Source organism: Serratia sp. MF1(2023) (assembly GCF_030954545.1).
In the GTDB taxonomy this organism is placed as follows: Bacteria; Pseudomonadota; Gammaproteobacteria; order Enterobacterales; family Enterobacteriaceae; genus Serratia; species Serratia sarumanii.
Window position 1 is genome coordinate 35333 of the sequence record NZ_JAVHUX010000029.1, and the last position, 24722, is coordinate 60054.

Here is a 24722-nt window from a genome sequence, read left to right on the forward strand (position 1 = left end):
CCGAAGCCGGGCGAGCCGGCTTCGGCAACGGCGTCAAAGTGACAGCAGGCGAGTCAGCGATGGCGCGAAGTAGTAGCTGCCGGTCACTGCACGGCTGAAACGCAGCATCGCGTCGCGTTTGCCGTCCAGATCGCCGAACATGCTCAGCAGCTGCTGCTCGATATTGTGCAGGCGCGCGCAATACGCGATGAAGAACAGGCCGTGCTTACCGCTGGCGGTGCCGTAAGGCAGGCTCTGGCGCAAAATTTTCAGGCCTTTGCCGTTCTCTTTCAGATCGACGCGGCTGACGTGCGAGGTATCCGGGCGCTGATCGGCCGGCAGCTCTTCGCTGTCGTGCTTGGTGCGGCCGATAATCTGTTCCTGTTGTTCGGTGGTAAAGCGCTGCCACTGGCGCAGGTTGTGCTCGTAGCGCTGCACCAGCACGTAGCTACCGCCTGCGTCCTCTTCGCCTTCGGCGATCGTCGCCACTGCCGGGCGCTGCTCGCCCTGCGGATTTTCGGTGCCGTCGATAAAGCCGCTCAAATCGCGCTCTTCCACCCAGCGGAAACCGTGGGTTTCTTCTTCGATCTTGATGGCGTTGCCAAACGCCGCCAGCGCGGCCTGCGCCAGCGTGAAGTTGACGTCATGACGCAGCGACTGGATGTGGATCAGCATATCGCGCTGGGTGGCCGGCGCCAGCCCTTTGCCGAGCGGCGTGAACGGCTTCAGCTCTTGCGCGCCCTGGCCGCTGGAGAGATCGTGCCAAACGTCGTAGCCGAAAGCGATCACCGCGCCGAGGCGCGCATCGGGGAACTGCTGCTGCAGCTCGCTCAGCGTCTGACAAAACTGCTTGCAGCCCTGGCGCAAGTCGGCGAACTCGCCCTGTACGCTGGCTTCCATAAAAATGGCGAAACGGCAGTGCTCCAGCAGAATGCCGCTCTGAACCTGTGTCATGTTGTTATCCTCAATACAGAATCCGGCAACAGGTAAGGTATGGCGGTTGACGCGCGGGTTCCCTGTTACAAACGCGCGCTATCATACCGCAAGCACGGGCGATTGCCTTGCAGCAGCGCAAAGAAAATAGGGGTAATGGCTTGAAAAGACAGGCGCCGCGAACCGACGCCCGTTGAACGCGTTACTGCTGCGGCTTGGCGTGCCAGATGATTTTGCTGACCGTCCAGCTTTTCAGAGTGTCGTCCGGCGGGATGATATCCTGCGCCCCGGCCCACTTGCCGCTGAAGATGTAGGTGACGTACTTGCTCTGCTCCGCCACGCACTCCACTTTACCGGCGTCTTCGCCGCTGCCCGGTTTACAGGAACCGAACGCCTTGCTGTACATGTCGCCGAACGGCGTGCCGAGCTTGTTGCCCCACTCCGTCGCCACTTGCGGATCCAGCACGTCTACCCGCTGCAGGCGCCCTTTCGGTTCGCCGGTGATCACCAGCTTCACCTCGTCGCCGGACAGCGCCTGGTAATAAGAGACGATCTGGCCGTTGCTGGTCGCCATGCCGCCGCGTAGGCGGTAGTTGCCGTCCAGCCCATCGTTGATGGCGCTTTCCGACATCGGCGTGCCGGCGTTGAGCTTGCCGACGCCCTTGGCGCCGACCTCCAGGCTGCTGCCGAACCAGTTGAACGGCGACAGGCTGGACCAGGAGAAATTGGACATGCTCGAACAGCCGGTCAGTAACAGCGGAAGCCCTAACAGCAGGGGGCGAATATTCATCTCTAGCTCCTTAAACATCAATGGCACGGGGCGGTAACCCGCCCCCGCCGCACTCGGCATTTTGCTGCGTGCCAGCCTCTCACAACGGCCCGCACTACGCCAACGGTTGCCAGCTTGGAGTGCGGAAAATGCGAAAAGTGCCGCACTTCTCGGCAATTAGTCGGCGTGCTCCGCCGGCGCAAAGCAGGCTTTCAGGCGCGCATTCAGCAACAGATAGCTTAGCGCCAGCGCATCGAGCAGCGCCAACGCCAGCTCCAGCCCCGGCGCATCGCCGTCCTGGCGCCACAGGCTGAACAGCGAGCCGCCGAGCGACGCCAGCAAGGAGACAGCCAGCCCCCAGCGCCAGCCGCGCCACAGCCGCGGCCACTGGTGACGGCGGCCGCTCAGCAAAAACGCCAGCGCCGCCGGCAGGCCGAGCAGCATGCCGTACCAAAAACGTTGGGTATCCGGATAAAATAGCGCCAGCAAGCTTTCGCCCTGCTCGCGCGAAGCGCCGGCCATCACGAACAGCAGCCAGGTGCGCGCCTGCAAAATCAACACGGCCCAAAATCCCAGCGGCAGCCGCAGCGCGCCGTGCTGGTCGTAATCGTCCGGGGAAAACCGGGGTGAGAATGGCTTCAACGATCGTTCCTTGCCAACAGAATAAAGACTATGGCTACAGATGGGCGCCGGCGGCGGGAATTTCAATGCGTCGGCTTAAGAAGCTCTTAAGATCGGTGTGTTTTAATCGTTAGCACTTAACAAGCAGCCCGATATCAGCGGGATGTGATTTTCGATAACGATGATAAGGAAGCGCAACATGAAAAAACTGACTCTGGCCGCCCTGATCGCGCTGTGCAGCGCACCGGTACTGGCGCAGCAAGGCGGGTTCCTCGATCCGGCCGCGCCGCAGGCTCAAACGCAAACCACCGCACAAGGCGGTTTCTCCGGCCCCAGCGCGGCGCTGACCACCGTGGACAAGGTGAAATCGCTGAGCGACGACACCTGGGTGATGCTGCAGGGCAATATCGAGCAGCGCATCGGCGACGACACCTATACCTTCCGCGATGCCACCGGCACGCTGACGGTCGAAATCGATCGCAAGCGCTGGAACGGCCAAACCGTTACGCCGAAAGACAAGGTGCAGTTGGAAGGCAAAGTGGATAAAGACTGGAGCAGCGTCGAAGTGGACGTGAAAACCGTCAAAAAACTGCCGTAATGCACTGCGGCGGGCGGTGCAACGCCGCCGCCCGCCGCCCGCTCAATATTCCTGATCTTCGATCAGCCGCTTGCCCAGGCTGGTGATGCCCTGGATCTCGTAGCCGAGCTTCTCGTACATCTCGACCACCGTGTCGTTGTCTTCGCGCACCATAATCTGGATTTTCGGGCAGCCACGGGCGATCAATTTCTTCTCCAGACGGTTGATCAACGCATTGGCGATGCCGCGCCCGCGATAGTCGGGATGCACCCCGAGGTAATACGCCGAGCCGCGGTGGCCGTCATAGCCGCCCATCACCGAACCGACCACTTCGCCGCCGACTTCCGCCACCAGGAACAGCTCCGGATCGTGGTTCAGCTTGCGCTCGATGTCCATTTCCGGATCGTTCCAGGGCCGCAGCAAATCGCAGCGCTCCCACAGGGTAATGACTTCTTCAAAGTCGTCTTGTCGAAATACGCGAATTTCCATCGATGTTGGCCGCTGTTAATTAAGGTGTTTATCTGATTATCGCGTGATTATTCACTTACGCAATATCAAACTGCGATTTACCGCGCTATTTGCCCAGAAATCGCCGGTAACAGGCGTAATAAATGGAAATAGTTATCGGGTCGATTAATGATTATCAATACGATATAACGTCGCAAAATAGAAACGTCGACGGAGCGTTGCGTAATGAAAAAGCAGGGTAAACCCTTCCTCAATTTTAAACCGCTTGCCGTTTCCCCGACGCGACGCCAACTTTTGCTTTCCGGCCTGGCGGTGGCGCTGCTCGGCGTGAAAAGCCAACGCGCCAGGGCGGAAGGCCTGCTGCGCAATCAGCACAGCAAGCCGGCGGCGAAACCGGCCGGTGCCAAGAAGCTGGTGATGATCGATCCCGGCCACGGCGGCATCGACTCCGGCGCGGTCGGCCACGAAGGCTCGCAGGAAAAACACATCGTGCTGGAAATCGCCAACCACGTGCGCCGTTTCCTGCATGAGCACGATCACGTCGAGGCGCGCCTGACGCGTGAAGAAGACGAGTTCATTCCGCTGTTCCAGCGGGTGGAGATCGCCCACCAGCACCAGGCCGACCTGTTCATTTCGATTCACGCCGACGGCTTCACCAGCCCGTCGGCCTCCGGCGCTTCGGTGTTCGCCCTGTCCAACCGCGGCGCCAGCAGCGCCATGGCGCGCTACCTGTCCAACCGTGAAAACGCCGCCGACGACGTGGCGGGCGGTAAATACAAGGATCAGGACAACTACCTGCAGCAGGTGCTGTTCGATCTGGTGCAAACCGACACCATCAACAACAGCCTGACACTCGGCCGCCACGTGCTCGGCCAAATTCGCCCAGTACACCATCTGCACAGCGACAGCACTGAACAGGCGGCGTTTGCGGTGTTGAAATCGCCGTCCATTCCCTCGGTGCTGGTGGAAACCTCGTTCATCACCAACCCGAACGAAGAGCGGCTGCTGGGCACCACCGCGTTTCGCGAGAAGATTGCCCGCGCCATCGCGGACGGCATCGTTAACTTCTTCGACTATTTCGACGCCCACCAACGCAAACCCCGCTGATGCCGCGGGCGGCGAATAAGAGTATACTCAGCGCCTTGTTCAGCCAGACGCTATAAAGACCCCGCATGAGTTTACCTAACATCGCTGAAGTAAAATCCTTCCTGCTGGCGCTGCAGGATCACATCTGCGCGCAGCTCGCCCAGGCCGACGGCGGCGCCGCGTTCACCGAAGACCAATGGACGCGTGAAGAAGGCGGCGGTGGCCGCAGCCGCGTGTTGACCAACGGCGCGGTGTTCGAACAGGCAGGGGTCAACTTCTCGCACGTCTCCGGCGCCACCCTGCCGGCCTCGGCGACCGCGCACCGGCCGGAGCTGGCCGGGCGCAGCTTCCAGGCGATGGGCGTCTCATTGGTTATCCACCCGCTCAGCCCCTACGTGCCCACCAGCCACGCCAACGTGCGCTTCTTCATCGCCGAAAAGCCGGGCGAGGCGCCGGTGTGGTGGTTCGGCGGCGGCTTTGATCTGACGCCGTTCTACGGTTTCGCAGAGGATGCCGTGCATTGGCACCGCACCGCGGCCGAGCTGTGCGCGCCGTTCGGCGACGAGGTCTACCCCAAATACAAACAGTGGTGCGACGATTACTTCTTCATCAAGCACCGCAACGAAGCGCGCGGCATCGGCGGCCTGTTCTATGACGATCTGAACACCCCGGACTTCGACCACTGCTTCGCCTTCACCCGCGCGGTGGGCCAGGGCTTCCTCGACGCCTATCTGCCGATCGTGGAAAAACGCAAGGCCTTGACCTGGGGCGAGCGCGAGCGTCAGTTCCAGCTGTATCGCCGCGGCCGCTACGTGGAGTTCAACCTGGTATGGGATCGCGGCACGCTGTTCGGGCTGCAAACCGGCGGGCGCACCGAGTCCATTCTGATGTCGATGCCGCCGTTGGTGCGTTGGGAATATAACTACCAGCCGGACGCCGATAGCCCGGAAGCGGCGCTGGCGCGCGATTTTCTGCCGGTGCGCGACTGGCTGCAGGAGCCGAAATGATGCAGATTTGGGTCGATGCAGACGCCTGTCCGAACGTGATCAAAGAGGTGCTGTTCCGCGCCGCCGATCGTACCGCCATCACCGTAACGCTGGTGGCGAACCAGCCGCTGCGCACGCCGCCGTCGAAGTACATCCGTTCGCTGCAGGTGGCGGCCGGCTTCGACGTGGCCGACAACGAGATCGTGCGCCGCTGCGCAGCGGGCGATCTGGTGATCACCGCCGACATTCCGCTGGCGGCGGAGGTGATAGAGAAAGGCGCGGTGGCGCTGAACCCGCGCGGCGAACGCTACACGCCGGACACCATCCGCGAGCGCCTCAACATGCGCGATTTTATGGATACCCTGCGCGCCAGCGGCATCCAGACCGGCGGCCCGAACGCCCTGAACCAGCGCGACCGCCAGCAGTTCGCCAACGAGCTGGACAAATGGCTGCTGCAGGCAAAGCGGGCGCAGTGATGAATGAACTGCGCCCTGCTCTGCTGCGGTTTAGAAGCGCAACTCCCCCCCGAAGATATAAGTCCGCCCACGGGCGGTGTTGGTCGGCGTCTCATACTGCGACTGCGACGGCAGCGAGTTCATCTTGTTCAGCGCGTCCGAATAGTCTTTGTCCATCAGGTTTTGCACGCTGAGCTTGAGCAGCAGATTGCGATTCACCTGATAGGTGCCGTACAGATCGATAATGGTCGGAATATGCGGCGCCGGCTCTTTTAGCAACTGTTCATTCTCATCGTAATCAGAGTCAGGCGACAGGCGCACCGACTTGCCGGTGTATTTCACCACCCCGCCCAGCGTCAACGTCTCGTCCAGCAGGCGTACCCCGCTGTCCAGCGTGAAGTAGAATTCCGGCAGTTCGCTGATATCGCCCGCGCCGAACACGTTGCTGGCCTGGTTGGTCGGCTGGGAGGTATGCTCCTTGCTTAACGACAGCTTGGTAAAGGCGAAACCGGCGTCGTACAGCGCTTCGAGCTCCACCCCGCTCATTTTGACCGGTTCTGGGGCGTTGCTGTACATGGTCATGCTGACGTTGACGTCCGCGTTATCCCACTCTTCCTGCGTCGCCTGCGAACGGTTGCATTTCTGGCGGTTTTTACACACCAGGTAGGTTTGGCTGGATATGTAGTTTTTGATCCTGGTTTCGAAATAGACCGCTTTCAGTTGGAAGCTGTCCTGCTTGAACAACAGATCGTGGGCATTGGCGTTGAAACCGCCCTGCCAGGTCTCCGCTTTTTCGCCTTTCAGGAACGGGTTCATCGACTGGCCGCCGCTGTTGGCGAAGAACACCTCCTGGATATTCGGCCCGCGCATCGACTTGCTGTAGCTGACGAACGGCTGCAGCCACGGCGTCACCTGCGCCGACAGCATGACCGACGGATTGAAACCCTGTTCATTGCGAGTGATATTGCTGGCGCCCTGCGGGAAGCACTCTACGCGTTCGTCACAGGCCGGCTTATAGCCGGAGAGGCGATAGGCGGTGTAGTTCAGATCGAAATTCCCCTGCCAGATGCCGTAGTTGGCCTGCAACCCACTATACAGGCTGGAGATATCTTGTTTGCCGGCAATGCCCACCGGCATGCTTTCCGCCTGATTGTCATCCGTCACCAAACCGGAGGCCTTTTTCTTATACTCGTTGCGCACCAGCTTGCCGCCGTAGCTGAAGGCGAAATCGACATCCTGCAGGCTGAAACGGCTGGTGTTGTTGATATCCAGCGCATCGGAGATGTTTTTCGCCGTGCTGTCGCTGAATCCCGCCATGTTGTCGGACATAAATTGCTGCTTGCCGCGGCTGGTGCTGGCGGTCAGGTTGAAATCGATCAGTTCCGAGAACGGCGCGTAGTGGTATTTAAGGTAGAAATCGTCGCTGTCGATGTGGCGGCGGGTGATTTTATTCTGGTAGCTGCGCGCCGACAGTTCGATGCTGTTGAAGGCATCCGGCTTGATGTCCACCTTGAACAGCTGGGATTTCGGGTTCTGACGATAGGTTTTATCGACGTTGAACACCTCGCTGTCGAAACCGGCGCCGTTTTTGTAGTTGGAGGTGATGGAGCTGCCGCTGATGGCCGCCATCGCCCCCAGGCTACCGCCGTCGGCAAAGGCGGCGGTTTTGGCGCCCACGGCGATCATGCCGCTGCGGCCGATGCCGTTATTGCCCACCGAGAATTTGGTGCGCACGCCGAACGGGTTATCGGAAAATACTACGTCGTCCACGCCGATAGTGCGGAAGTTGGCGCTGCCCGCCAGGGCGTTCACCCCAGCGGAGCCGGTGGCATTGCCGCGCGCCACGTCGACGCCGACGATAAAGTTAGGATCGATCAGCGCCCCGAACTGGCTGGTGGGCAATCCCCCGTGCGCTGCGTCGCTCGGCGAGTTGCCGTAGTAGTTTTGCGTGATGCCGTCGACCATGGTGTTGACCCGGCCAAAGCCGCTCAGGCCGCGGATATTGACGCTGACCGATCCCTGGCCGGGATCGATCTGGGTATAGGTGCCCGGCATGCTGCGCAGAATGCTGTCCACCGACTCCAGATTCTTGTTTTCGTCGCGCGAGCTGAACGCGCCTGGCCTCGCCAACGCGTCTTTTTCGCTGCTGTTGCCGCTGTCGGCGGCCGAGACGTTGAGCGGGCTGAACGCCACGCTGCCTTTATTATTTTCCGCCTGTTCCTGCGCGGCCGCAGCCGGCCCGTACAGCGCCAGTCCCGCGCCGATCAGGCTCGCTATCATTTTGATTTTCATATATCCCCAGAAATAGCCAATAAGGTTTGATGGCCGACAATGCCCAGCAAAAAGCCCGCCGAAAGCGCGGTAAAAGATTGTTATTGTTTTATTGCGCCGCAGCGTGCCGCGGCGCTGAAGGTTATTTCTGCGCCTGCCGATCCGCCGCCAAAATAAAGGCGTACTCCAGCGCGCCGTTTTCCAGCCGCGCCAGGCGGCCCGATTTGCCGCCGTGGCCGGCGGTCATGTCGGTGGAGAGCAGCAGCAGCGAATCGCCCTGCTTGAAGCGCCGCAGCTTCGCCACCCATTTGGCCGGCTCCCAATACTGCACCTGCGAGTCGTACAAGCCGCTGGTAACCAGCAGGTTCGGGTAACGCTGCTTGCGCACGTTGTCGTACGGGCTGTAGGACTTCATCAGCGCATAGGCGGCCGGCTGGTGCGGGTTGCCCCACTCCTCGTACTCCCCGGTGGTGAGCGGAATGCTGTCGTCCAGCATGGTGGTCACCACGTCGACGAACGGCACCTGCGCCACCACCGCGTTGTACAACTGCGGCGCCTGATTGATCACCGCCCCCATCAGCAAGCCGCCGGCGCTGCCGCCCATGGCGTAGATGCGCCCCGGCTGGCCGTAGCCGTCTTTGATCAGCGCCTGGGTGGCGTCGATGAAATCGTTGAAACTGTTCGGTTTGTGCGTCAGCTTGCCCTGCTTGTACCAGCTCTGCCCCAGCTCGCCGCCGCCGCGCACGTGGATCAGCGCATAGACGAAGCCGCGATCCAGCAGGCTGATGCGGTTGGCGCTGAACGCCGGATCCATGCTCATGCCGTAAGCGCCGTAGCCGTACACCAGCAGCGGGTTATGCCCGTTTTTGAACAGCGATGTGCGGTACACCAGCGAGACCGGCACCTTCACGCCGTCACGCGCCGTTACCCAGATGCGCTCGCTGTGATACAGGCTCGGATCGACGCCTTTCACCTCCTGCTGCTTCAGCAGGGTGCGCTCGCCCTTGTTCAGATCCCACTCATAGGTGCGGGTCGGCGTGGTCATCGCCGAATAGCCGTAGCGCAACCGATCGCTGTCCGGCTCGGGGTTATAGCCCAGCCAGGCCATGTAGCTGGCGTCGTCGAACGGGATGGCGCGCTCGGTTTTGCCGTCCCAGCTGATTTGCCGCAGCTGCACCAGCCCGTTGGCACGCTCCTGCACCACCAGCCAGTCGCGGAACAGGCTGAAGCTCTCCACCTCGTGCTGCGCCTGCGGCGCGATCAGCGTCTGCCAAGGCTTGCCCGCCGCCGCCGTGCGGTACAGGCCAAAGTTCGGATCCTGATGGTTGGAACGCAGATAGAACTCGCCGCGGTAGTGATCGAGATAGTACTCGCGGCCGTTCTGCCGGGCGGCGAACAGCTGCGGCTCGCGCTGCGGCTGGTTGGCGTCGATCAGGCGCACTTCGGAGGTGGTGTTGCCGCTGATGGTCAGAATCAGGTAATCGCGCGAGGACGAGCGCCCGAGGCTGAGGTAGAACGCCGGATCGTTTTCCTGGTACACCAGCTTATCTTCCGCCGTCGGCGTACCGTACTGATGGCGATAAACCTGGTATGGCAACAGCGTTTGCGGGTGGTTGCGCACGTAGAACAGGGTTTGGTTGTCGTTGGCCCACACCATGTTGCCGGAGGTGTTTTCCAGCGTTTCCGGCGACCAGCGTTCGCTGCCTATCTCGCGCAGGGAGATGCGGTATTGGCGGCGGCCCTGCAGATCTTCGGCCACCGCCAGCCGGCGGTTGTCCTGGCTGACGTCCATCGCCCCCAGGCGATAGTAGGCGTGGCCGGCCGCGCGCTGATTGGCGTCCAGCAAGGTTTGCCACGGCGCGTCGGCGGTCAGCGCCTGGCGCTGATACCGCGCGAAATCTTTACCGGCGGCGTAGCTTTCCTGATAGCGATAGCCGTTGAGCTGATACGGCACCGAACGATCGTCAGGGTTCATGCGGCCCAGCATCTCCTGATACAGCGTGGCGCGCAGCTTCTGGTACGGCGCCATCATCTGCTCGGTGTAGCGGTTCTCCGCCTTCAGGTAGTCCAGCACCTTCTGCTCTTTTCGGCTGTCGTCGCGCAGCCAGTAGTAATCGTCGGTGCGCGTCTCGCCGTGGGCGGTCAGCGCTTTCGGCGCGCGTTCCGCCAACGGCGGCTGCGGTTGCGCCAGCGCGGCGCCGGCGACGCCTAAAGAAAGCCAGAGCGCGGCCACGATGCGACGGCGCGGGGTGGATAACAGCGGATTCATAATCCCTCACGAAGTTTGAAAAGGCGGACGACGGCGATACGGCGCCTGCGGGCATTAACGGCGGGCATTCAGCTCCGCCAGATTGAAATCGATCGGCATCGTCACCCTGACGGCCCCCTGCTGCAGCATCTCCGGCGGCGGCGGCGGCAACGGCTGAGCGCGCGACACCACCGCTACCGCTTCCCGATCCAGCGACGCAGTGCCGGAGCGCACCAGCAGCGTAACGTTCGAGACCCGCCCCTGCGCGTCGACGCTGAAACTGACCTGCGGCATGCCGCTGCGCCGGCGGCTGCGGGCATCCAAAGGGTAATCCTTGATGCGGTTCAGTTTGCCTTTCACCAGGCTCTCCCACGACAGTTTTGCCTGCGCGTTGCTGTTGGCGTCGCTGTTGATCGGTGCGGCGGTCTGGTGAGAGAGCGTCTGCGCCTGCGGCGCGGCGGCGCTGGACGCGGCGGCGTTGCGCGTCTCTTTGGCCTGTTCCTGCGGCTTAGGCTGCGGCTGCGTTTTTTGCGGGGGGCGGCGTTCGGCGCGCTTCTTCTCCGCCGTCACGATTTTCGCTTTCTCGGCGCGCGCCAGCTTGGGCAGATCCGGCTGTTGCTGCTGCTCCGCCGGCTGCGCCGCAGCGGATTCCGCCTGCTGCACGCCCAGCGGCAGCGGCTTGCTTTCCGGCGCTTCAATCTGCGCCGCCCAGCTCATCATCACCGCCGGCGGTGGCAACACCACCGGCTCCAGCGCCGTCTGCGGCCAGTAAAACAGCAGCACCAACGCCGCGTGCGCCGCCAGAGCGAGCAGCAGGCCGCGCGCCCAGCGCGGCTGCGGCAGTTCAAAGGCCGGGAGGGAGTAAGACTGACTTAACATAGGGGCATTAGCTTGCTTAATTGCGAATGATTGCAGATCGCATTTACTAATGATAATCATTTGCAACTATAATTAACACCCCTTTTCACTCTCTTAACGTATTCATTTCACTGATGGTGTGATCCACAGGTAGTCTGCGGTGTTCGCATCGACCTGTACGCCCGGCTCCGCCAGCATCAGCACCGTCAGCGCCGCCGCCGGTTGCAGATCCCGCACGTGCAGCGGCACCCCCACCGATTTGGCGGCGTGATAGCCACCGGCGATCAACAGCGCGGGCGTGGGCGCCGCCAGCAGGCGCTCAGCCATGCGCCGGTCGCGCTGCTGCTGGATCGCCAGCATCGCACGCAACTGGTCGGCCTCAATCTTGCCGCCGTGCGAAGTACGGATGGTCTCTTCCAGCGCCTTGCGCACCGCCGGCTGCGCCGATAGCTGCCCCGCCGGGAATTGCGGCTGCTGATAGAACGCCATAATCTCGCTGCGATCCAGATTGGCCGACCACAGCGGGTAAGGCGCGCGCATCGCCGCCATCGTCACTCCGCCATACAGCGCCCACTTCCAGCCCGGCTGCCAGGCGATCAGCTCCGCTACGCGGCCGTCGCGCACCGTCGGATCGCTCTGCAACCACTGCTTGACCTTGTCGACCTGCGCCTGTTGGTTCGGGTTGATCATCTCCATCAGCACGCTGCCCTGCGGCCGCCGCTGCGGCAGCTGCTGCACCAGCCATTGCTCAATCTGATGGTGGTAAGGATTGTCATGTTTCTCACCCAGGATCACCCGCGGCTGCTGCGCCAGTCGCGTCAACAGCTGCTCCGGCGTCAGGGTCGCGCCGCTGTGCAGATCGGTGATCCTCCCCAAACTCGCGACGTCGTTGGCCGGCGCCTTCACCGGCGCCTGGCTGCAGGCGCCGAGCGCCAACGCCGCCAATAAAATCAGGTATCTCATCATGTTGCCCCATTATCGAAAATGGCGACATTATAGATAATAATTATCATTTGCATATAGATCCGGCTTAACGATTTTTTTACGCGCCGATCGCCGGCTGCGCATTGCGTTGAAAAAGCATTGCGGGTATAACCAATAGCCATTCAGATATTTAGACGTCTATACGGATAGATTATTATGCAACCATCGGCACCCGCCGCAGGACAGTTCAAACGCAGCATGAAGGCCCGGCACCTGGTGATGCTGTCGCTGGGCGGCGTGATCGGCACCGGGCTGTTTTTCAACACCGGCTACATCATCTCCACCACCGGGGCGCTCGGCACGCTGCTGGCCTACCTGATCGGCGCGCTGGTGGTGTATCTGGTGATGCTGTGCCTGGGCGAGCTGTCGGTGGCGATGCCGGAAACCGGCGCCTTTCACGTCTATGCTTCGCGCTATCTGGGGCCGGCCACCGGCTATACCGTCGCCTGGCTGTATTGGCTCACCTGGACAGTGGCGCTCGGCTCCAGCCTGACCGCCGCCGGATTCTGCATGCAGTACTGGTTCCCGCAGTCGCCGGTGTGGCTGTGGTGTTTGATCTTCTGCGTGGCCATTTTCCTGCTTAACGTGGTGACCACCCGCTTTTTCGCCGAAAGCGAATTCTGGTTTTCGCTGATCAAAGTGGTGACCATTCTGGCGTTTATCATTCTGGGCGGCGCCGCCATGTTCGGCCTGCTGCCGATGAAAGACGGTACCCCGGCGCCGTTCCTGCATAACCTGACCGCTTCCGGCTGGCTGCCGCACGGCACGCTGCCGATCCTGATGACCATGGTGGCGGTGAACTTCGCCTTCTCCGGCACGGAACTGATCGGCATCGCCGCCGGCGAAACCGAGAACCCGGAAAAAGTCGTGCCGCTGGCGATCCGCACTACGGTGATCCGCCTGATGCTGTTCTTTATCGGCACGGTCTTCGTGCTGGCGGCGCTGATCCCGATGGATCAGGCGGGGATCGTCAAAAGCCCGTTCGTGCTGGTGTTTGAACGCATCGGCGTGCCTTACGCCGCCGATATCTTCAACTTCGTGATCCTGACCGCCATCCTGTCGGCGGCCAACTCCGGCCTGTACGCCTCGGGGCGCATGCTGTGGTCGCTGGCCCACCAGCGCACCCTGCCGGCCTACTTTGCGCGCGTCAATGCGCGCGGCATTCCGATCAACGCCCTGACCTTCAGCATGCTCGGCGGCGTGCTGGCGCTGCTGACCAGCGTGATCGCGCCGGACACGGTGTTTGTCGCCCTGTCGGCGATCTCCGGTTTTGCGGTGGTGGCGGTGTGGCTGAGCATCTGCGCGGCCCACCTTGCTTTCCGCCGCGCCTACCTGCGCAGCGGCCAGCCGATAAGCGGCCTGAAATACCGCGCGCCCGGCTACCCATTGACGCCGATCCTCGGCTTTGCGCTGTGCCTGCTGGCCTGTATCGGTCTGGCGTTCGATCCGGAGCAGCGCATTGCGCTCTACTGTGGGCTGCCGTTCGTCGCCCTGTGCTACCTCACCTATTTCCTGACCCGGCGCGCCGGGCAAAAAACCGCTTTGGGAGAACAACATGTCGGTTAACAACCCCGTCGCCCGCCTGCTGGCCGAACATCCCACGCTGATCCTGGACGGCGCGCTGGCCACCGAGCTGGAAGCGCGCGGCTGCGATCTGACCGATCCGCTGTGGTCGGCCAAGGTGCTGATTGAAAATCCCGAGCTTATCTATCAGGTGCATCTCGATTATTTCAACGCCGGCGCCCAATGCGCCATCACCGCCAGCTATCAGGCCACGCCGCAGGGCTTCTTGCGCCGCGGCCTGGATCAGGAGCAATCGCTGGCGTTGATCGCCAAAAGCGTGCAGCTGGCGCAGCGGGCGCGCCGCGATTATCTGGCCGAACACCCGCAGGCGGCGCCGCTGCTGATCGCCGGTTCGGTAGGCCCGTACGGCGCCTATCTGGCCGACGGCTCGGAATACCGCGGCGATTACCGGCTGGCGCAGGATGACATGATGGCCTTCCATCGCCCGCGCATCGCCGCCCTGGCGGCCGCCGGCGTCGATCTGCTGGCCTGCGAAACGCTGCCGTCGTTCGCCGAACTGCAGGCGCTGCTGACGCTGCTGCAGGAATTCCCGATGCTCGGCGCCTGGTTCGCCTTCACCCTGCGCGACAGCCAACACCTCAGCGACGGTACGCCGCTGACGGAGGTCCTGTCCGCGCTGCGCGGCAACCCGCAGGTGTTGGCCATCGGCATCAACTGCATCGCGCTGGACAAGGTCGCCCCGGCGCTGCGTCAGCTGAACGCGCTGGCCGACAAGCCGCTGCTGGTTTACCCGAACTCCGGCGAGCACTACGATGCGGTGAGCAAAACCTGGCACGCCTGCGGCGGCGAGCACGGCAGCCTGGCCGATCAGGCGACGGAGTGGCGCGCGCTCGGCGCACAATTGATCGGCGGCTGTTGCCGCACCACCCCGCAGGATATCCGCGCCATCGCTGCGCGCTGCAAGAAATGAGAAAGGGGGGTTATTCGGTTAGCAGGCGTAAGTATTCAGCGGCTTGTTCAACGTTGAGGCGGCCTTGAGCTGCTTCAACCGTAATTTCGACCAGTTCTGCGTCTTCCCGCAGTGCAACGCCATTAATACCGAGAAATAGCGCCATGCTTTGGAAGGCCGTGCGTTTGTTGCCATCAAGAAAAATGTGACCGTGACTGATGGCGATGAGATAGAGCGCGGCCAAACGGTAAACGTCAGTGACGTTCTCGTAGTGGTAAGCATTGAGCACGCGGCTGGCTACAGCCTCAACTTTGCTGCCATCCTGGCGGCCGTGAGGCACAATTTCAGCATTGAATTCCGCAATATCCTCTGCGGTCAAAAAGATCATCTATTCGCCAGCGCCTTAATCGTATCCGCGTGTTTAGCCTGAATACGCGCTTTCACCTTGGCTTTGACCAAAACCTCATAGTCGGCCTTACTGATGATGTAAACCTCATCGTGTCCGCGGCGCGTCACTTCCACCGGCTGTTTTTGCGCTTCCAAAAGCACCTCGGCCAAATTGTTTCTCGCCGCCGTGTAGCTAATCGTAGTCATTTTCTTTACCTGTACATGTACATATTTGACGATTATTTGTACCACGTCCGCTGGAAATAAAAAAGCCCCCGGCGCCAGCGGCGCAGGGGGCCAGTCACTCAACCCGGGCTTACAGCGGCTGGGTCTGGGCTTCCACCACCGCCAGCGCCACCATGTTGACGATGCGGCGCACCGAGGCGATCGGCGTCAGGATGTGCACCGGCTTGGCGACCCCCATCAGCACCGGCCCGACGGTCACCCCTTCCGAGCAGGAGACGCGCAGCAGGTTGTAGCTGATGCGCGCCGCTTCCATGTTCGGCATGATCAGCAGGTTGGCCGAGCCTTTCAGCGGGCTGTCCGGCATCAGATCGTGACGGATGCTTTCCACCAATGCGGCGTCGCCGTGCATTTCGCCGTCGATCTCCAGCTCCGGCGCCAGCTCGTTCACCAACTCCAGCGTTTTGCGCATCTTGCGCGCCGCCGGGCAGTCGGAAGAGCCGAAGCTGGAGTGAGACAGCAGCGCCACCTTCGGCTCGATGCCGAAGCGGCGCACGGTTTCCGCCGCCATCAGGGTGATCTCCGCCAGCTGTTCCGGGGTCGGATCGTCGTTGACGTAGGTGTCGGCGATAAAGGTGTTGCCGCTCGGCAGCAGCAGCGCGTTCATCGCGCCGGCGACGTGCGCGCCTTCACGGAAGCCGAACACGTTTTTCACCACGTCGTAATGCTCGTGGTAGCTGCCGATGGTGCCACAGATCATCGCGTCCGCTTCGCCGCGGTGCAGCATGATGGCGGCGATCAGCGTCGGGTTGCCGATCACCGCACGGCGCGCCTGCTCTTGCGAGACGCCGCGGCGTTTCATGATCTGGTAGTACTCGCCCCAGTATTCGTTAAAGCGCGGATCCGACTCGTTATTCACCACTTCGAAATCCTTGCCCGGCGTCAGCTGCAGACCCAATTTTTTCAGGCGCATTTCGATCACGCTCGGGCGGCCGACCAGGATCGGGAAGGCCAGCCCCTGTGACACCAGTTCCTGCGTGGCGTGCAGCACGCGCTCTTCCTCGCCTTCCGCCAGCACCACCCGCTTCACCTCTTTGCGCGCCTGCGAGAAGATCGGCTTCATGAACAGGTTGGTTTTGTAGACGAACTCCGCCAGCTTCTCGACGTAAGCGTCGAAGTCTTCGATCGGGCGCGTCGCCACGCCGGAGTCCATCGCCGCCTTGGCTACCGCCGGCGCGATCTTGACGATCAGGCGCGGATCGAACGGTTTCGGGATGATGTATTCCGGCCCGAAGGAGAGATCCTGATCGTCATAGGCGGAAGCCACCACGTCGCTCTGCTCCGCCAGCGCCAGATCGGCGATGGCGTGCACGCAGGCCAGCTTCATCTCTTCGTTGATGGTGGTCGCGCCCACGTCCAGCGCGCCGCGGAAGATGAACGGGAAGCACAGGACGTTGTTCACCTGGTTCGGGTAATCGGAACGGCCGGTACAGATGATGGCGTCCGGGCGCACCGCTTTGGCCAGCGGCGGCAGAATTTCCGGTTCCGGGTTGGCCAGCGCCATGATCAGCGGATCGCGCGCCATGGTTTTCACCATATCCTGCGTCAAGACGCCCGGGCCGGAGCAGCCGAGGAAGATGTCGGCGTTCGGGATGGCGTCGCCCAGCGTGCGCTGGCCGTTATCCTCGATGGCGTAGGCGGCTTTGGTCTGCTCCATATTGGCGTCGCGGCCTTTATAGATGACGCCCTTGGAGTCGCAAACGGTGATGTTCTGTTGCCGCAGCCCCAGCGCCACCAGCAGGTTCAGGCAGGCGATGGAGGCCGCGCCGGCGCCGGACACCACCAGGCGTACGTCGGAGATATTCTTCTTCACCACGCGCAGGCCGTTGAGCACCGCCGCAGTGGTGATGATCGCCGTGCCGTGCTGGTCGTCGTGGAACACCGGGATCTTCATGCGCTCGCGCAGTTTCTGTTCGATGTAGAAACACTCCGGCGCCTTGATGTCTTCCAGGTTGATGCCGCCGAAGGTCGGTTCCAGCGCGGCGATAATGTCGATTAATTTGTCAGGGTTATGCTCATCCACTTCGATATCAAATACATCGATACCGGAAAACTTCTTGAACAAAACGCCCTTGCCTTCCATCACCGGCTTACCGGCCAACGCGCCGATATTGCCCAGACCCAGTACCGCCGTGCCGTTGGAAATCACCGCCACCAGATTGCCGCGCGCGGTGTATTTGTAGGCCGCCAGCGGATCTTCGGCGATCTCGAGGCAAGGCGCGGCGACGCCCGGCGAATAGGCCAACGCCAGATCGCGCTGGGTCGCCAACGGTTTGGTAGGGGAAACCTGGATCTTCCCTGGGACAGGAAACTGATGGAAATCAAGGGCACTCTGTTTGAGCTGTTCGTCCATTATGGATTCCTTTGTTTTTTGCTTTTATGTTGAGGTAAGGCTTTGAGGCTGCGCCCTGCCGTGGGCCGTGGCGCCCAAGTACAATGACAGGGCGCAGCCTTGAAGTATAGTGAGAGAAACATCACAAACTTTGAACCGCGCCATAACCTTGGCCGAAAGACCGTTTTAAAAGTAAAAAAAGGATCGCGAGACGAGTCGAAGAAGCGCCGCCGTCAGCGTGGCGGCAGCGTGGCGCGCCAGGCGTTGAGCGTCTCCACCTGGCCGGCGCAAATGTGTAACGAGGTTTGTAACGCCAGGGTATAGCTTACCGCATCGCCCCAGGTCCCCCCTTGCAGCCGCGGTTGCTCACAGGGCGCGAACACCGATTCAGGGGGCAACAGCGGCACGGCCTGCGGCGCCGGCGGCCGGGCGCAGGAGCTCAAGCACAGCGCCAGGCAGAGGCTGAGCGGCACAGGGATCGTTTTTAATCGCTTCACGGTATTTCCTCTGATAAGCCTCGTGTTGTTGGCGCAGCTGCCGTTCCTGCCGCTGCTGCGCCGCCATCAGCGCACGGTTTTGCGCATCCTGGGTCTGCAGGGTGGCGATCAGCCCGGCCTGCTGCGCCAGGCTTTTCTGTAGCTCCGCCGCCTGTTGGCGCGCGGACGCCAACTGGTGCGACAGCAGCGAGCTGTAGCCGCCGAGGCAGATGGCCGCCAGCAACAGCAGCAGCAACCCGCCCTGCATCAGTTTTTGCAGCCAGCCGCTCATGCCGGATAGTCCCGGAACGCCAGCTGGAAGTGCGGGCCATCCTTGAGGGTTTTCCACTCGCCGCCCCATTCGACGTTGACCCCGCATTCACGCGCCGCGCGCCGCACCGCCACCGCAATCTGCGCGTAGTAATCCCACTCCCAGGAGACCACACCCGCCGGCATCGCCACCACGTCCACCGCGTGGCCGGTCAGATGGCGGCTGCGCAGCGTTTGGCTGCTGCCGGCGCGCACCATTTCCCGCTGGCGCGCCATGCTGCGCAGCCCCTCGCTGACGGAAAACGGCACCAGCGAATAACGCAGCGCCAGACGAATAACGCGCACCAGATCCGGGTGCACGCCGCGCAGGTTCTCTTCGCTGCGGGCGGTAAAACGAATCTCTTCGATGTCATTTAACATTTTTAAACCCCGTCTTTTTGCCGATGAATTTTTTAATTAAGGCGTTGATGTAATCTGCCCCCATAAAGCCAATCAGTACGCTGGCCAAATTCGCCCACTTTAATTCCAGGCCCATCAGCGCCAACGCATCGCGCACCGTCCAGGCCAATAACGCGCACATCGCCGCATTCAATAAACGGCGCCGAATGCCCACGTTGCGATAGGCGCCGTGTAATAGCGCCATTACGCCGGCCAAAATGGCGTTTAATACCGGCTGAAGATATTCACATACTCGCTGGACTATTAAGCCAACAGCATCAGGCTCTATGCTGGACATAGCTCATCTCCTTTTTTATTTTTAATTAAATGCCAATCACGGCCGGTGGGACATCGGATAATCAGAATCTAGTTAAGGATGCTATTACAAAGCAAATGAATAAATACAGGCCCTATGGTCGAATTCATTCATGCTGAGCGCTGGCACAACGCATAAGCGCCAATGTTGACGGCAATGAATAAAATTTCATTGTTATCGTGATTTATTTCGACTTTCGTTTTCACGAAAAATAAACATTAATGGCTGCGGGAAATATGTCCCATCTTAAAAACATCCACTCTGGAGAAATACCATGTCCACACGCAAAGCCGTTATTGGGTATTATTTTATTCCGACCAACCAAATCAATAATTACACCGAGTCCGATACGTCCGTCGTACCGTTCCCGGTTTCCAACATCACGCCGGCCAAAGCCAAACAGCTGACGCACATCAACTTCTCGTTCCTGGATATCAACAGCAACCTGGAATGCGCCTGGGATCCGGCCACCAACGATGCCAAGGCGCGCGATGTGGTCAACCGCCTGACCGCGCTCAAGGCGCACAATCCCAGCCTGCGCATCATGTTCTCCATCGGCGGTTGGTACTACTCCAACGATCTGGGCGTGTCGCACGCCAACTACGTCAACGCGGTGAAAACCCCGGCCTCGCGCACCAAGTTTGCCCAATCCTGCGTGCGCATCATGAAGGATTACGGCTTCGACGGCGTGGACATCGACTGGGAGTACCCGCAAGCATCAGAAGTGGACGGTTTCATCGCCGCGCTGCAAGAGATCCGCACCCTGCTGAATCAGCAAACCGTCGCCGACGGCCGCCAGGCGCTGCCGTATCAGTTGACTATCGCCGGCGCCGGCGGCGCCTTCTTCCTGTCGCGCTATTACAGCAAGCTGGCGCAGATCGTCGCGCCGCTCGATTACATCAACCTGATGACCTACGATCTGGCCGGCCCCTGGGAGAAGATCACCAACCACCAGGCGGCGCTGTTCGGCGACGCGGCCGGGCCGACCTTCTACAACGCGCTGCGCGAAGCCAATCTGGGCTGGGGCTGGGAAGAGCTGACCCGCGCCTTCCCCAGCCCGTTCAGCCTGACGGTCGACGCCGCGGTGCAGCAACACCTGATGATGGAAGGCGTGCCGAGCGCCAAGATCGTGATGGGCGTCCCCTTCTACGGCCGCGCCTTCAAGGGCGTCAGCGGCAGCAACGGCGGCCAGTACAGCAGCCACAGCACGCCGGGCGAAGATCCGTATCCGGGCACCGATTACTGGCTGGTGGGCTGTGAAGAGTGCGTGCGCGACAAGGATCCGCGCATCGCCTCCTATCGCCAGCTGGAGCAGATGCTGCAGGGCAACTACGGCTATCAGCGGTTGTGGAACGACAAGACCAAAACCCCTTACCTGTATCATGCGCAGAACGGGCTGTTCGTCACCTATGACGATGCCGAAAGCTTCAAATACAAAGCGAAGTACATCAAGCAGCAGCAGCTGGGCGGCGTGATGTTCTGGCATCTGGGGCAAGACAACCGCAACGGCGATCTGCTGGCCGCGCTGGATCGCTATTTCAACGCCGCGGACTACGACGACAGCCAGCTGGATATGGGCACCGGCCTGCGTTACACCGGCGTCGGCCCCGGCAACCTGCCGATCATGACCGCGCCGGCCTACGTGCCGGGCACCACTTACGCGCAGGGCGCGCTGGTGTCCTATCAGGGTTACGTCTGGCAGACCAAATGGGGTTACATCACCTCGGCGCCCGGTTCCGACAGCGCCTGGCTGAAGGTGGGCCGCGTAGCGTAAACCATAAAAAAACCCCGTAGCCGAGCGCTGCGGGGTTTTCATTGAGTTAACCGTTTGATTTTCGCGTCCCTTCGTCTCTATTCCTTCAGTTGTGGCACCAAGGATAGCCGCCATCCCGCACCACTTCGCGGCCCATCAGGCTGTAAACATCGCTTTTGCGCGTCAGCCGCTCATGCCACCAGTTAAACCCGGCGCCCTTGCTGGCCGGATGCCACGCCAGCCAAATCATTTCGTCGCCCTTTTGCATCTCCACCGGCACCGTCACCAGTTCGCCGCTGGCCAGTTCCTTTTCGATCAGCGACGGCGGCAGAAAAGCGTGGCCGATGCCGCGTTTGAGCAGCGCCAGGTTGCTTTCCACGTCGCACACCACCAGTTGGCGCTGCAAAGGCAACGTGCCGTGATTGCGTTTGGGCAGTTCATGGCTGCTGTCGGCGATCGCAACCACGATGTCGTTCAAGCGCTGCTTCTTGCACACCGGCTTTTTCTGCGCCGCGAACGGATGCGAGGGCGATACGCACAGCACAAAGTTGAGCTTGCCGAGCATCAGGGTTTTGGCCTGTACGCTGTCGGGGATTTGGCCGATGGCGATGATCAGATCCGCCCGGTTGTTCTTCAGCGCATCCCAGGTGCCGTTCAGCGCTTCCCGCTGCACCGAGATATTGGCGTTCGGGCAATGCTGAATATAGTCGCGGATATCCTGCGTCAGGGTCTCCAACGGGAAGAAGGTGTCCACCGCCAGGCGGATATTATTGTCCAGCTTGGGGATGTTTCTTACCCGGCTTTCCAGATCCTGCACCGCATTTAATATCCAGCTGCCCTCCTGCAGGAGAAATTCCCCTTCATCCGTCAGGGTAATCATGGGGCCATTGCGATGAAAAAGTTTCACGCAGAGTTTGCTTTCAATATTGGAAACCCGATAAGAGATTGCCGAAGGCGTTTTATGCAGCGCCTCCGCCGCCATAGAGAAAGAGCCGGTGCTCTTAATGGTGCTGATTATTTTAATCGCGTCCAGGGATAATCTAGTCATACAAATTCCTCTTTAAAATAAAACAAGAAAAATGACACTAAATTCCCAAGGTGGTGGCGCACAAAAATCGATCAAATCGAACAAGGATACTCAAGGCAACAAGCAATATACTTCATAAATGAGAGCGCTATCTTAAATACTATTCATCACGACCTGATATAAAATTCATCATAGCGCTCTATTTTTGCATTGTGACAGTTAAATAAATTCAGCCTAACGATCAAAGATCGTCATCATAATAATTTTCGTTAATAGCCGTTAAAACATTCCGCTCTGCCGCACGACCAGAATGATAAAAATAAAACAAGCCGACAAGAAGGGTTATTTCCAATTACGTTATTAGCCTCTCATTTTGTCGGTGAAATACGCTCAACTTACAACATAATTTCAGTCAGGAGTGACTTATGAACAAAACTTCCCGTACCCTATTCTCTCTGGGCCTGCTGAGCGCAGCCATGTTCGGCGTTTCGCAACAGGCGAATGCTCACGGTTATGTCGAATCGCCGGCCAGCCGCGCCTATCAGTGCAAACTGCAGCTCAACACCCAGTGCGGCAGCGTGCAGTATGAACCGCAGAGCGTCGAAGGCCTGAAAGGTTTCCCGCAGGCCGGCCCGGCTGACGGCCACATCGCCAGCGCCGACAAGTCCACCTTCTTCGAACTGGATCAGCAAACGCCGACGCGCTGGAACAAGCTCAACCTGAAAACCGGCCCGAACTCCTTTACCTGGAAGCTGACCGCGCGTCACAGCACCACCAGCTGGCGCTATTTCATCACCAAGCCGAACTGGGACGCTTCGCAGCCGCTGACCCGCGCCTCCTTTGATCTGACGCCGTTCTGCCAGTTCAACGACGGCGGCGCCATCCCTGCCGCACAGGTTACCCACCAGTGCAATATACCGGCAGATCGCAGCGGTTCGCACGTGATCCTTGCCGTGTGGGATGTAGCCGACACCGCCAACGCCTTCTATCAGGCGATCGACGTCAACCTGAGCAAATAATCGGCCAAATGAGGCCATCTTTGAGGGTTCAGCCTGGCGCTGAACCCTTCTTTTTTTGGCTCTCGCGCCACCGCCCCCCTCGCCTCCCCCGCCGTAAACCGCGCCCCGCCTGGGTTTACTCGGCATTCATTGTTATTATCCATCGCAACAATCAGAAAAAGCGCATTTTCATTCCCGACCCGATGATGCAGTGTGTTCCCCCTATGATGAAAAAGGTTCTCATTTCCCTACGTTGAGCTTGGTCAAGGAGCTTATCAATGAATCAATTAGACGCACTCAAGCAGCTGACCACGGTGGTCGCCGACAGCGGCGATATCGAATCCATCCGCCAGTTCGAACCCCAGGACGCTACCACCAACCCTTCGCTGATCCTGAAAGCCGCCGCGCTGCCGCAGTACAAGGCGCTGATCGTCGAAGCGCTGGACTATGCCCGCCGCCAGGGCGGCAGCAAGGAAACCCAGCTGATCAACGCCAGCGATAAGCTGGCGGTCAATATCGGCGTCGAGATCCTCAAAAGCGTGCCGGGCCGCATCTCCACCGAAGTGGACGCCCGCCTGTCGTTCGATCGCGGCATGTGCGTCGCCAAAGCGCGCAAGCTGATCGCCATGTATCAAGAACAGGGCATCGACAAATCGCGCATCCTGATCAAACTGGCTTCCACCTGGGAAGGCATCAAAGCCGCCGAGGAGCTGGAAAAAGAAGGCATCAACACCAACCTGACGCTGCTGTTCTCCTTCGCCCAGGCCCGCGCCTGCGCCGAAGCCGGCGTGTATCTGATCTCGCCGTTCGTCGGCCGCATCTATGACTGGTATCAGGCCAAACAGCCTGCCGCCGACTACGATGCCGAGCAGGATCCGGGCGTGAAATCGGTGCGCACCATCTATGAATACTACAAGCGTCATCGTTACCAGACGGTGATCATGGGCGCCAGCTTCCGCAAGGTTGAGCAGATCCTGGCGCTGGCCGGCTGCGATCGCCTGACCATCGCGCCGAACCTTTTGGAACAGCTGAAAAACAGCGACCAGCCGGTCGAGCGCAAGCTGACCCCGTCCACCGAGGGCTTCCACCAACCGGCCCCGTTGGCCGAAGCGGAGTTCCGCTGGCTGCACAACCAGGACGCCATGGCGGTGGAAAAACTCGCCGAAGGCATTCGCCTGTTCGCCGTCGACCAGCAGAAGCTGGAAGACATGTTGGCCGCTCAACTGTAACCGCACTGGAGTTTCGTTATGTCCTCTCGTAAAGAGCTTGCCAACGCCATCCGCGCACTCAGCATGGACGCCGTACAAAAAGCCAATTCCGGCCACCCGGGTGCCCCTATGGGCATGGCGGACATCGCCGAAGTCCTGTGGCGTGACTACCTCAACCACAACCCGACTAACCCGCACTGGGCTGACCGCGACCGTTTCGTGCTCTCCAACGGCCACGGCTCCATGTTGATTTACAGCCCCTGCACCTCACCGGCTATGACCTGCCGATGCGCGATCTGGAAAACTTCCGTCAGCTGCACTCCAAGACCCCAGGGCACCGGAGTACGGCTACACCCCGGGCGTTGAGACCACCACTGGCCCGCTGGGCCAGGGCATTGCCAACGCCATCCGCGCACTCAGCATGGACGCCGTACACAAAGCCAATTCCGGCCACCCGGGTGCCCTGGGGTCTTGGAGTGCAGCTGACGGAAGTTTTCCAGATCGCGCATCGGCAGGTCATAGCCGGTGAGGTGCAGGAGGCTGTAAATCAACATGGAGCCGTGGCC

At 60.6% G+C, this 24722-nt stretch carries 25 protein-coding genes and 3 pseudogenes; 11 read left to right on the top strand and 17 right to left on the bottom strand.

The features are described 5' to 3' along the window. Positions 1 to 33 precede the first annotated feature (33 nt). The 3 genes from REA38_RS14830 to REA38_RS14840 all read right to left on the bottom strand — a co-directional run bounded on the left by REA38_RS14830 (position 34) and on the right by REA38_RS14840 (position 2323). Entirely contained in the window at positions 34 to 933 is a 900-nt protein-coding gene (locus REA38_RS14830) for a Dyp-type peroxidase (protein WP_033649846.1), read from the bottom strand. A gap of 181 nt (positions 934 to 1114) precedes the next feature. Further along, positions 1115 to 1702 (bottom strand): RpoE-regulated lipoprotein, encoded by a 588-nt coding sequence (locus REA38_RS14835; protein WP_033635465.1) that lies wholly within the window; start codon positions 1700 to 1702, stop codon positions 1115 to 1117. A gap of 156 nt (positions 1703 to 1858) precedes the next feature. Continuing rightward, positions 1859 to 2323, bottom strand: coding sequence for a DUF2919 domain-containing protein (locus REA38_RS14840; RefSeq protein WP_041036188.1), 465 nt, complete (start codon positions 2321 to 2323; stop codon positions 1859 to 1861). Positions 2324 to 2501: 178 nt separating this feature from the next. Here REA38_RS14840 and REA38_RS14845 point away from each other — a divergent pair, with 178 nt between their 5' ends. Continuing rightward, positions 2502 to 2900, top strand: coding sequence for a YgiW/YdeI family stress tolerance OB fold protein (locus REA38_RS14845; protein WP_016926776.1), 399 nt, complete (start codon positions 2502 to 2504; stop codon positions 2898 to 2900). A gap of 42 nt (positions 2901 to 2942) precedes the next feature. On the opposite strand, the gene REA38_RS14850 is transcribed toward REA38_RS14845, so the two are convergent. Then, on the bottom strand, positions 2943 to 3368 hold the full coding sequence (locus tag REA38_RS14850; protein WP_004936504.1) for a GNAT family acetyltransferase: 426 nt from the start codon (positions 3366 to 3368) through the stop codon (positions 2943 to 2945). A gap of 204 nt (positions 3369 to 3572) precedes the next feature. Between REA38_RS14850 and amiA the strand changes: the two genes are divergently transcribed. From amiA to REA38_RS14865, 3 genes are all read left to right on the top strand, one after another. Next, positions 3573 to 4454, top strand: a complete 882-nt coding sequence (gene amiA, locus REA38_RS14855) for an N-acetylmuramoyl-L-alanine amidase AmiA (RefSeq protein ID WP_033649849.1) — start codon at positions 3573 to 3575, stop codon at positions 4452 to 4454. A gap of 65 nt (positions 4455 to 4519) precedes the next feature. Further along, positions 4520 to 5440, top strand: coding sequence for an oxygen-dependent coproporphyrinogen oxidase (gene hemF, locus REA38_RS14860; protein ID WP_047571066.1), 921 nt, complete (start codon positions 4520 to 4522; stop codon positions 5438 to 5440). Then, positions 5440 to 5895 carry a YaiI/YqxD family protein gene (locus tag REA38_RS14865; protein WP_041038074.1) on the top strand — a complete coding sequence of 152 codons (456 nt, stop codon included), beginning with the start codon at positions 5440 to 5442 and terminating at the stop codon, positions 5893 to 5895. Before hemF ends, REA38_RS14865 begins: the two co-directional genes overlap by 1 nt. Positions 5896 to 5925: 30 nt before the next feature. Here the strand turns inward: REA38_RS14865 and REA38_RS14870 are convergent, their stop codons facing one another. From REA38_RS14870 to REA38_RS14885, 4 genes are all read right to left on the bottom strand, one after another. Continuing rightward, positions 5926 to 8166, bottom strand: a complete 2241-nt coding sequence (locus REA38_RS14870; RefSeq protein ID WP_308886126.1) for a TonB-dependent receptor domain-containing protein — start codon at positions 8164 to 8166, stop codon at positions 5926 to 5928. Positions 8167 to 8287: 121 nt separating this feature from the next. Then, complete coding sequence (locus REA38_RS14875; RefSeq protein ID WP_079656691.1) at positions 8288 to 10414, bottom strand: S9 family peptidase; 2127 nt, start codon at positions 10412 to 10414, stop codon at positions 8288 to 8290. Positions 10415 to 10468: 54 nt separating this feature from the next. After that, on the bottom strand, positions 10469 to 11272 hold the full coding sequence (locus tag REA38_RS14880; protein WP_060424427.1) for a TonB family protein: 804 nt from the start codon (positions 11270 to 11272) through the stop codon (positions 10469 to 10471). A 102-nt stretch (positions 11273 to 11374) separates the two neighbouring features. Beyond that, entirely contained in the window at positions 11375 to 12214 is an 840-nt protein-coding gene (locus REA38_RS14885) for a ChaN family lipoprotein (protein ID WP_308886134.1), read from the bottom strand. Positions 12215 to 12391: 177 nt separating this feature from the next. On the opposite strand from REA38_RS14885, the gene mmuP reads away from it, so the two are divergent. Further along, positions 12392 to 13801 (top strand): S-methylmethionine permease, encoded by a 1410-nt coding sequence (mmuP, locus tag REA38_RS14890; protein WP_033654998.1) that lies wholly within the window; start codon positions 12392 to 12394, stop codon positions 13799 to 13801. Next, positions 13791 to 14729, top strand: a complete 939-nt coding sequence (gene mmuM, locus REA38_RS14895) for a homocysteine S-methyltransferase (RefSeq protein ID WP_308886128.1) — start codon at positions 13791 to 13793, stop codon at positions 14727 to 14729. The genes mmuP and mmuM overlap by 11 nt, the downstream gene beginning before the upstream one ends. 10 nt (positions 14730 to 14739) lie before the next feature. Here the strand turns inward: mmuM and REA38_RS14900 are convergent, their stop codons facing one another. From REA38_RS14900 to REA38_RS14930, 7 genes are all read right to left on the bottom strand, one after another. Then, positions 14740 to 15096 (bottom strand): type II toxin-antitoxin system death-on-curing family toxin, encoded by a 357-nt coding sequence (locus REA38_RS14900; protein WP_308886130.1) that lies wholly within the window; start codon positions 15094 to 15096, stop codon positions 14740 to 14742. Further along, a complete protein-coding gene (locus tag REA38_RS14905; RefSeq protein WP_004936539.1) occupies positions 15093 to 15302 on the bottom strand; it encodes a type II toxin-antitoxin system Phd/YefM family antitoxin in 210 nt (69 codons plus the stop codon). The genes REA38_RS14900 and REA38_RS14905 overlap by 4 nt, the downstream gene beginning before the upstream one ends. A 109-nt stretch (positions 15303 to 15411) precedes the next feature. After that, positions 15412 to 17691 (bottom strand): NADP-dependent oxaloacetate-decarboxylating malate dehydrogenase, encoded by a 2280-nt coding sequence (gene maeB, locus REA38_RS14910; RefSeq protein WP_033635475.1) that lies wholly within the window; start codon positions 17689 to 17691, stop codon positions 15412 to 15414. Between the two features lie 212 nt (positions 17692 to 17903). Further along, positions 17904 to 18077, bottom strand: coding sequence for a hypothetical protein (locus REA38_RS14915; protein ID WP_193146500.1), 174 nt, complete (start codon positions 18075 to 18077; stop codon positions 17904 to 17906). Next, positions 18058 to 18438: a DUF2570 family protein gene (locus REA38_RS14920; RefSeq protein ID WP_033635477.1), complete on the bottom strand. Its 381-nt coding sequence runs from the start codon at positions 18436 to 18438 to the stop codon at positions 18058 to 18060. The genes REA38_RS14915 and REA38_RS14920 overlap by 20 nt, the downstream gene beginning before the upstream one ends. After that, positions 18435 to 18836, bottom strand: coding sequence for a M15 family metallopeptidase (locus REA38_RS14925; protein ID WP_033635478.1), 402 nt, complete (start codon positions 18834 to 18836; stop codon positions 18435 to 18437). Before REA38_RS14925 ends, REA38_RS14920 begins: the two co-directional genes overlap by 4 nt. Beyond that, entirely contained in the window at positions 18826 to 19152 is a 327-nt protein-coding gene (locus tag REA38_RS14930) for a phage holin, lambda family (RefSeq protein ID WP_004936551.1), read from the bottom strand. Before REA38_RS14930 ends, REA38_RS14925 begins: the two co-directional genes overlap by 11 nt. A gap of 292 nt (positions 19153 to 19444) precedes the next feature. Here REA38_RS14930 and REA38_RS14935 point away from each other — a divergent pair, with 292 nt between their 5' ends. Then, positions 19445 to 20944, top strand: coding sequence for a glycosyl hydrolase family 18 protein (locus tag REA38_RS14935; protein WP_308886132.1), 1500 nt, complete (start codon positions 19445 to 19447; stop codon positions 20942 to 20944). An 85-nt stretch (positions 20945 to 21029) separates the two neighbouring features. Here the strand turns inward: REA38_RS14935 and REA38_RS14940 are convergent, their stop codons facing one another. Further along, positions 21030 to 21971 (bottom strand): LysR family transcriptional regulator, encoded by a 942-nt coding sequence (locus tag REA38_RS14940; RefSeq protein WP_033635481.1) that lies wholly within the window; start codon positions 21969 to 21971, stop codon positions 21030 to 21032. 404 nt (positions 21972 to 22375) lie between these two features. Between REA38_RS14940 and REA38_RS14945 the strand changes: the two genes are divergently transcribed. The 4 genes and pseudogenes from REA38_RS14945 to REA38_RS24570 form a co-directional block, all read left to right on the top strand. Continuing rightward, entirely contained in the window at positions 22376 to 22969 is a 594-nt protein-coding gene (locus REA38_RS14945) for a lytic polysaccharide monooxygenase (protein ID WP_033655003.1), read from the top strand. Positions 22970 to 23226: 257 nt separating this feature from the next. Next, the gene (gene tal, locus REA38_RS14950; protein ID WP_308886133.1) at positions 23227 to 24177 is read left to right on the top strand and encodes a transaldolase; all 951 of its coding nucleotides are present in this window, start codon (positions 23227 to 23229) and stop codon (positions 24175 to 24177) included. A 63-nt stretch (positions 24178 to 24240) separates the two neighbouring features. Further along, a pseudogene (locus REA38_RS24565) lies at positions 24241 to 24354 on the top strand (hypothetical protein); the annotation flags it as partial. An 89-nt stretch (positions 24355 to 24443) separates the two neighbouring features. Next, positions 24444 to 24592, top strand: a pseudogene (locus REA38_RS24570) (hypothetical protein); the annotation flags it as partial. 19 nt (positions 24593 to 24611) lie between these two features. Here REA38_RS24570 and REA38_RS14960 read toward each other — a convergent pair. After that, positions 24612 to 24722 (bottom strand): annotated as a pseudogene (locus REA38_RS14960) (hypothetical protein); the annotation flags it as partial.

Coding starts and splice junctions, on each gene's coding strand:
- mmuM (WP_308886128.1), top strand. CDS start 13,791: ATGTCGGTTAACAACCCCGTCGCCCGCCTGCTGGCCGAACATCCCACG.
- amiA (WP_033649849.1), top strand. CDS start 3,573: ATGAAAAAGCAGGGTAAACCCTTCCTCAATTTTAAACCGCTTGCCGTT.
- REA38_RS14845 (WP_016926776.1), top strand. CDS start 2,502: ATGAAAAAACTGACTCTGGCCGCCCTGATCGCGCTGTGCAGCGCACCG.
- REA38_RS14930 (WP_004936551.1), bottom strand. CDS start 19,152: ATGTCCAGCATAGAGCCTGATGCTGTTGGCTTAATAGTCCAGCGAGTA.
- REA38_RS14925 (WP_033635478.1), bottom strand. CDS start 18,836: ATGTTAAATGACATCGAAGAGATTCGTTTTACCGCCCGCAGCGAAGAG.
- REA38_RS14830 (WP_033649846.1), bottom strand. CDS start 933: ATGACACAGGTTCAGAGCGGCATTCTGCTGGAGCACTGCCGTTTCGCC.
- REA38_RS14945 (WP_033655003.1), top strand. CDS start 22,376: ATGAACAAAACTTCCCGTACCCTATTCTCTCTGGGCCTGCTGAGCGCA.
- tal (WP_308886133.1), top strand. CDS start 23,227: ATGAATCAATTAGACGCACTCAAGCAGCTGACCACGGTGGTCGCCGAC.
- REA38_RS14865 (WP_041038074.1), top strand. CDS start 5,440: ATGCAGATTTGGGTCGATGCAGACGCCTGTCCGAACGTGATCAAAGAG.
- REA38_RS14900 (WP_308886130.1), bottom strand. CDS start 15,096: ATGATCTTTTTGACCGCAGAGGATATTGCGGAATTCAATGCTGAAATT.
- REA38_RS14835 (WP_033635465.1), bottom strand. CDS start 1,702: ATGAATATTCGCCCCCTGCTGTTAGGGCTTCCGCTGTTACTGACCGGC.
- REA38_RS14920 (WP_033635477.1), bottom strand. CDS start 18,438: ATGAGCGGCTGGCTGCAAAAACTGATGCAGGGCGGGTTGCTGCTGCTG.
- REA38_RS14885 (WP_308886134.1), bottom strand. CDS start 12,214: ATGAGATACCTGATTTTATTGGCGGCGTTGGCGCTCGGCGCCTGCAGC.
- REA38_RS14850 (WP_004936504.1), bottom strand. CDS start 3,368: ATGGAAATTCGCGTATTTCGACAAGACGACTTTGAAGAAGTCATTACC.
- mmuP (WP_033654998.1), top strand. CDS start 12,392: ATGCAACCATCGGCACCCGCCGCAGGACAGTTCAAACGCAGCATGAAG.
- maeB (WP_033635475.1), bottom strand. CDS start 17,691: ATGGACGAACAGCTCAAACAGAGTGCCCTTGATTTCCATCAGTTTCCT.
- REA38_RS14875 (WP_079656691.1), bottom strand. CDS start 10,414: ATGAATCCGCTGTTATCCACCCCGCGCCGTCGCATCGTGGCCGCGCTC.
- REA38_RS14880 (WP_060424427.1), bottom strand. CDS start 11,272: ATGTTAAGTCAGTCTTACTCCCTCCCGGCCTTTGAACTGCCGCAGCCG.
- hemF (WP_047571066.1), top strand. CDS start 4,520: ATGAGTTTACCTAACATCGCTGAAGTAAAATCCTTCCTGCTGGCGCTG.
- REA38_RS14905 (WP_004936539.1), bottom strand. CDS start 15,302: ATGACTACGATTAGCTACACGGCGGCGAGAAACAATTTGGCCGAGGTG.
- REA38_RS14935 (WP_308886132.1), top strand. CDS start 19,445: ATGTCCACACGCAAAGCCGTTATTGGGTATTATTTTATTCCGACCAAC.
- REA38_RS14940 (WP_033635481.1), bottom strand. CDS start 21,971: ATGACTAGATTATCCCTGGACGCGATTAAAATAATCAGCACCATTAAG.
- REA38_RS14870 (WP_308886126.1), bottom strand. CDS start 8,166: ATGAAAATCAAAATGATAGCGAGCCTGATCGGCGCGGGACTGGCGCTG.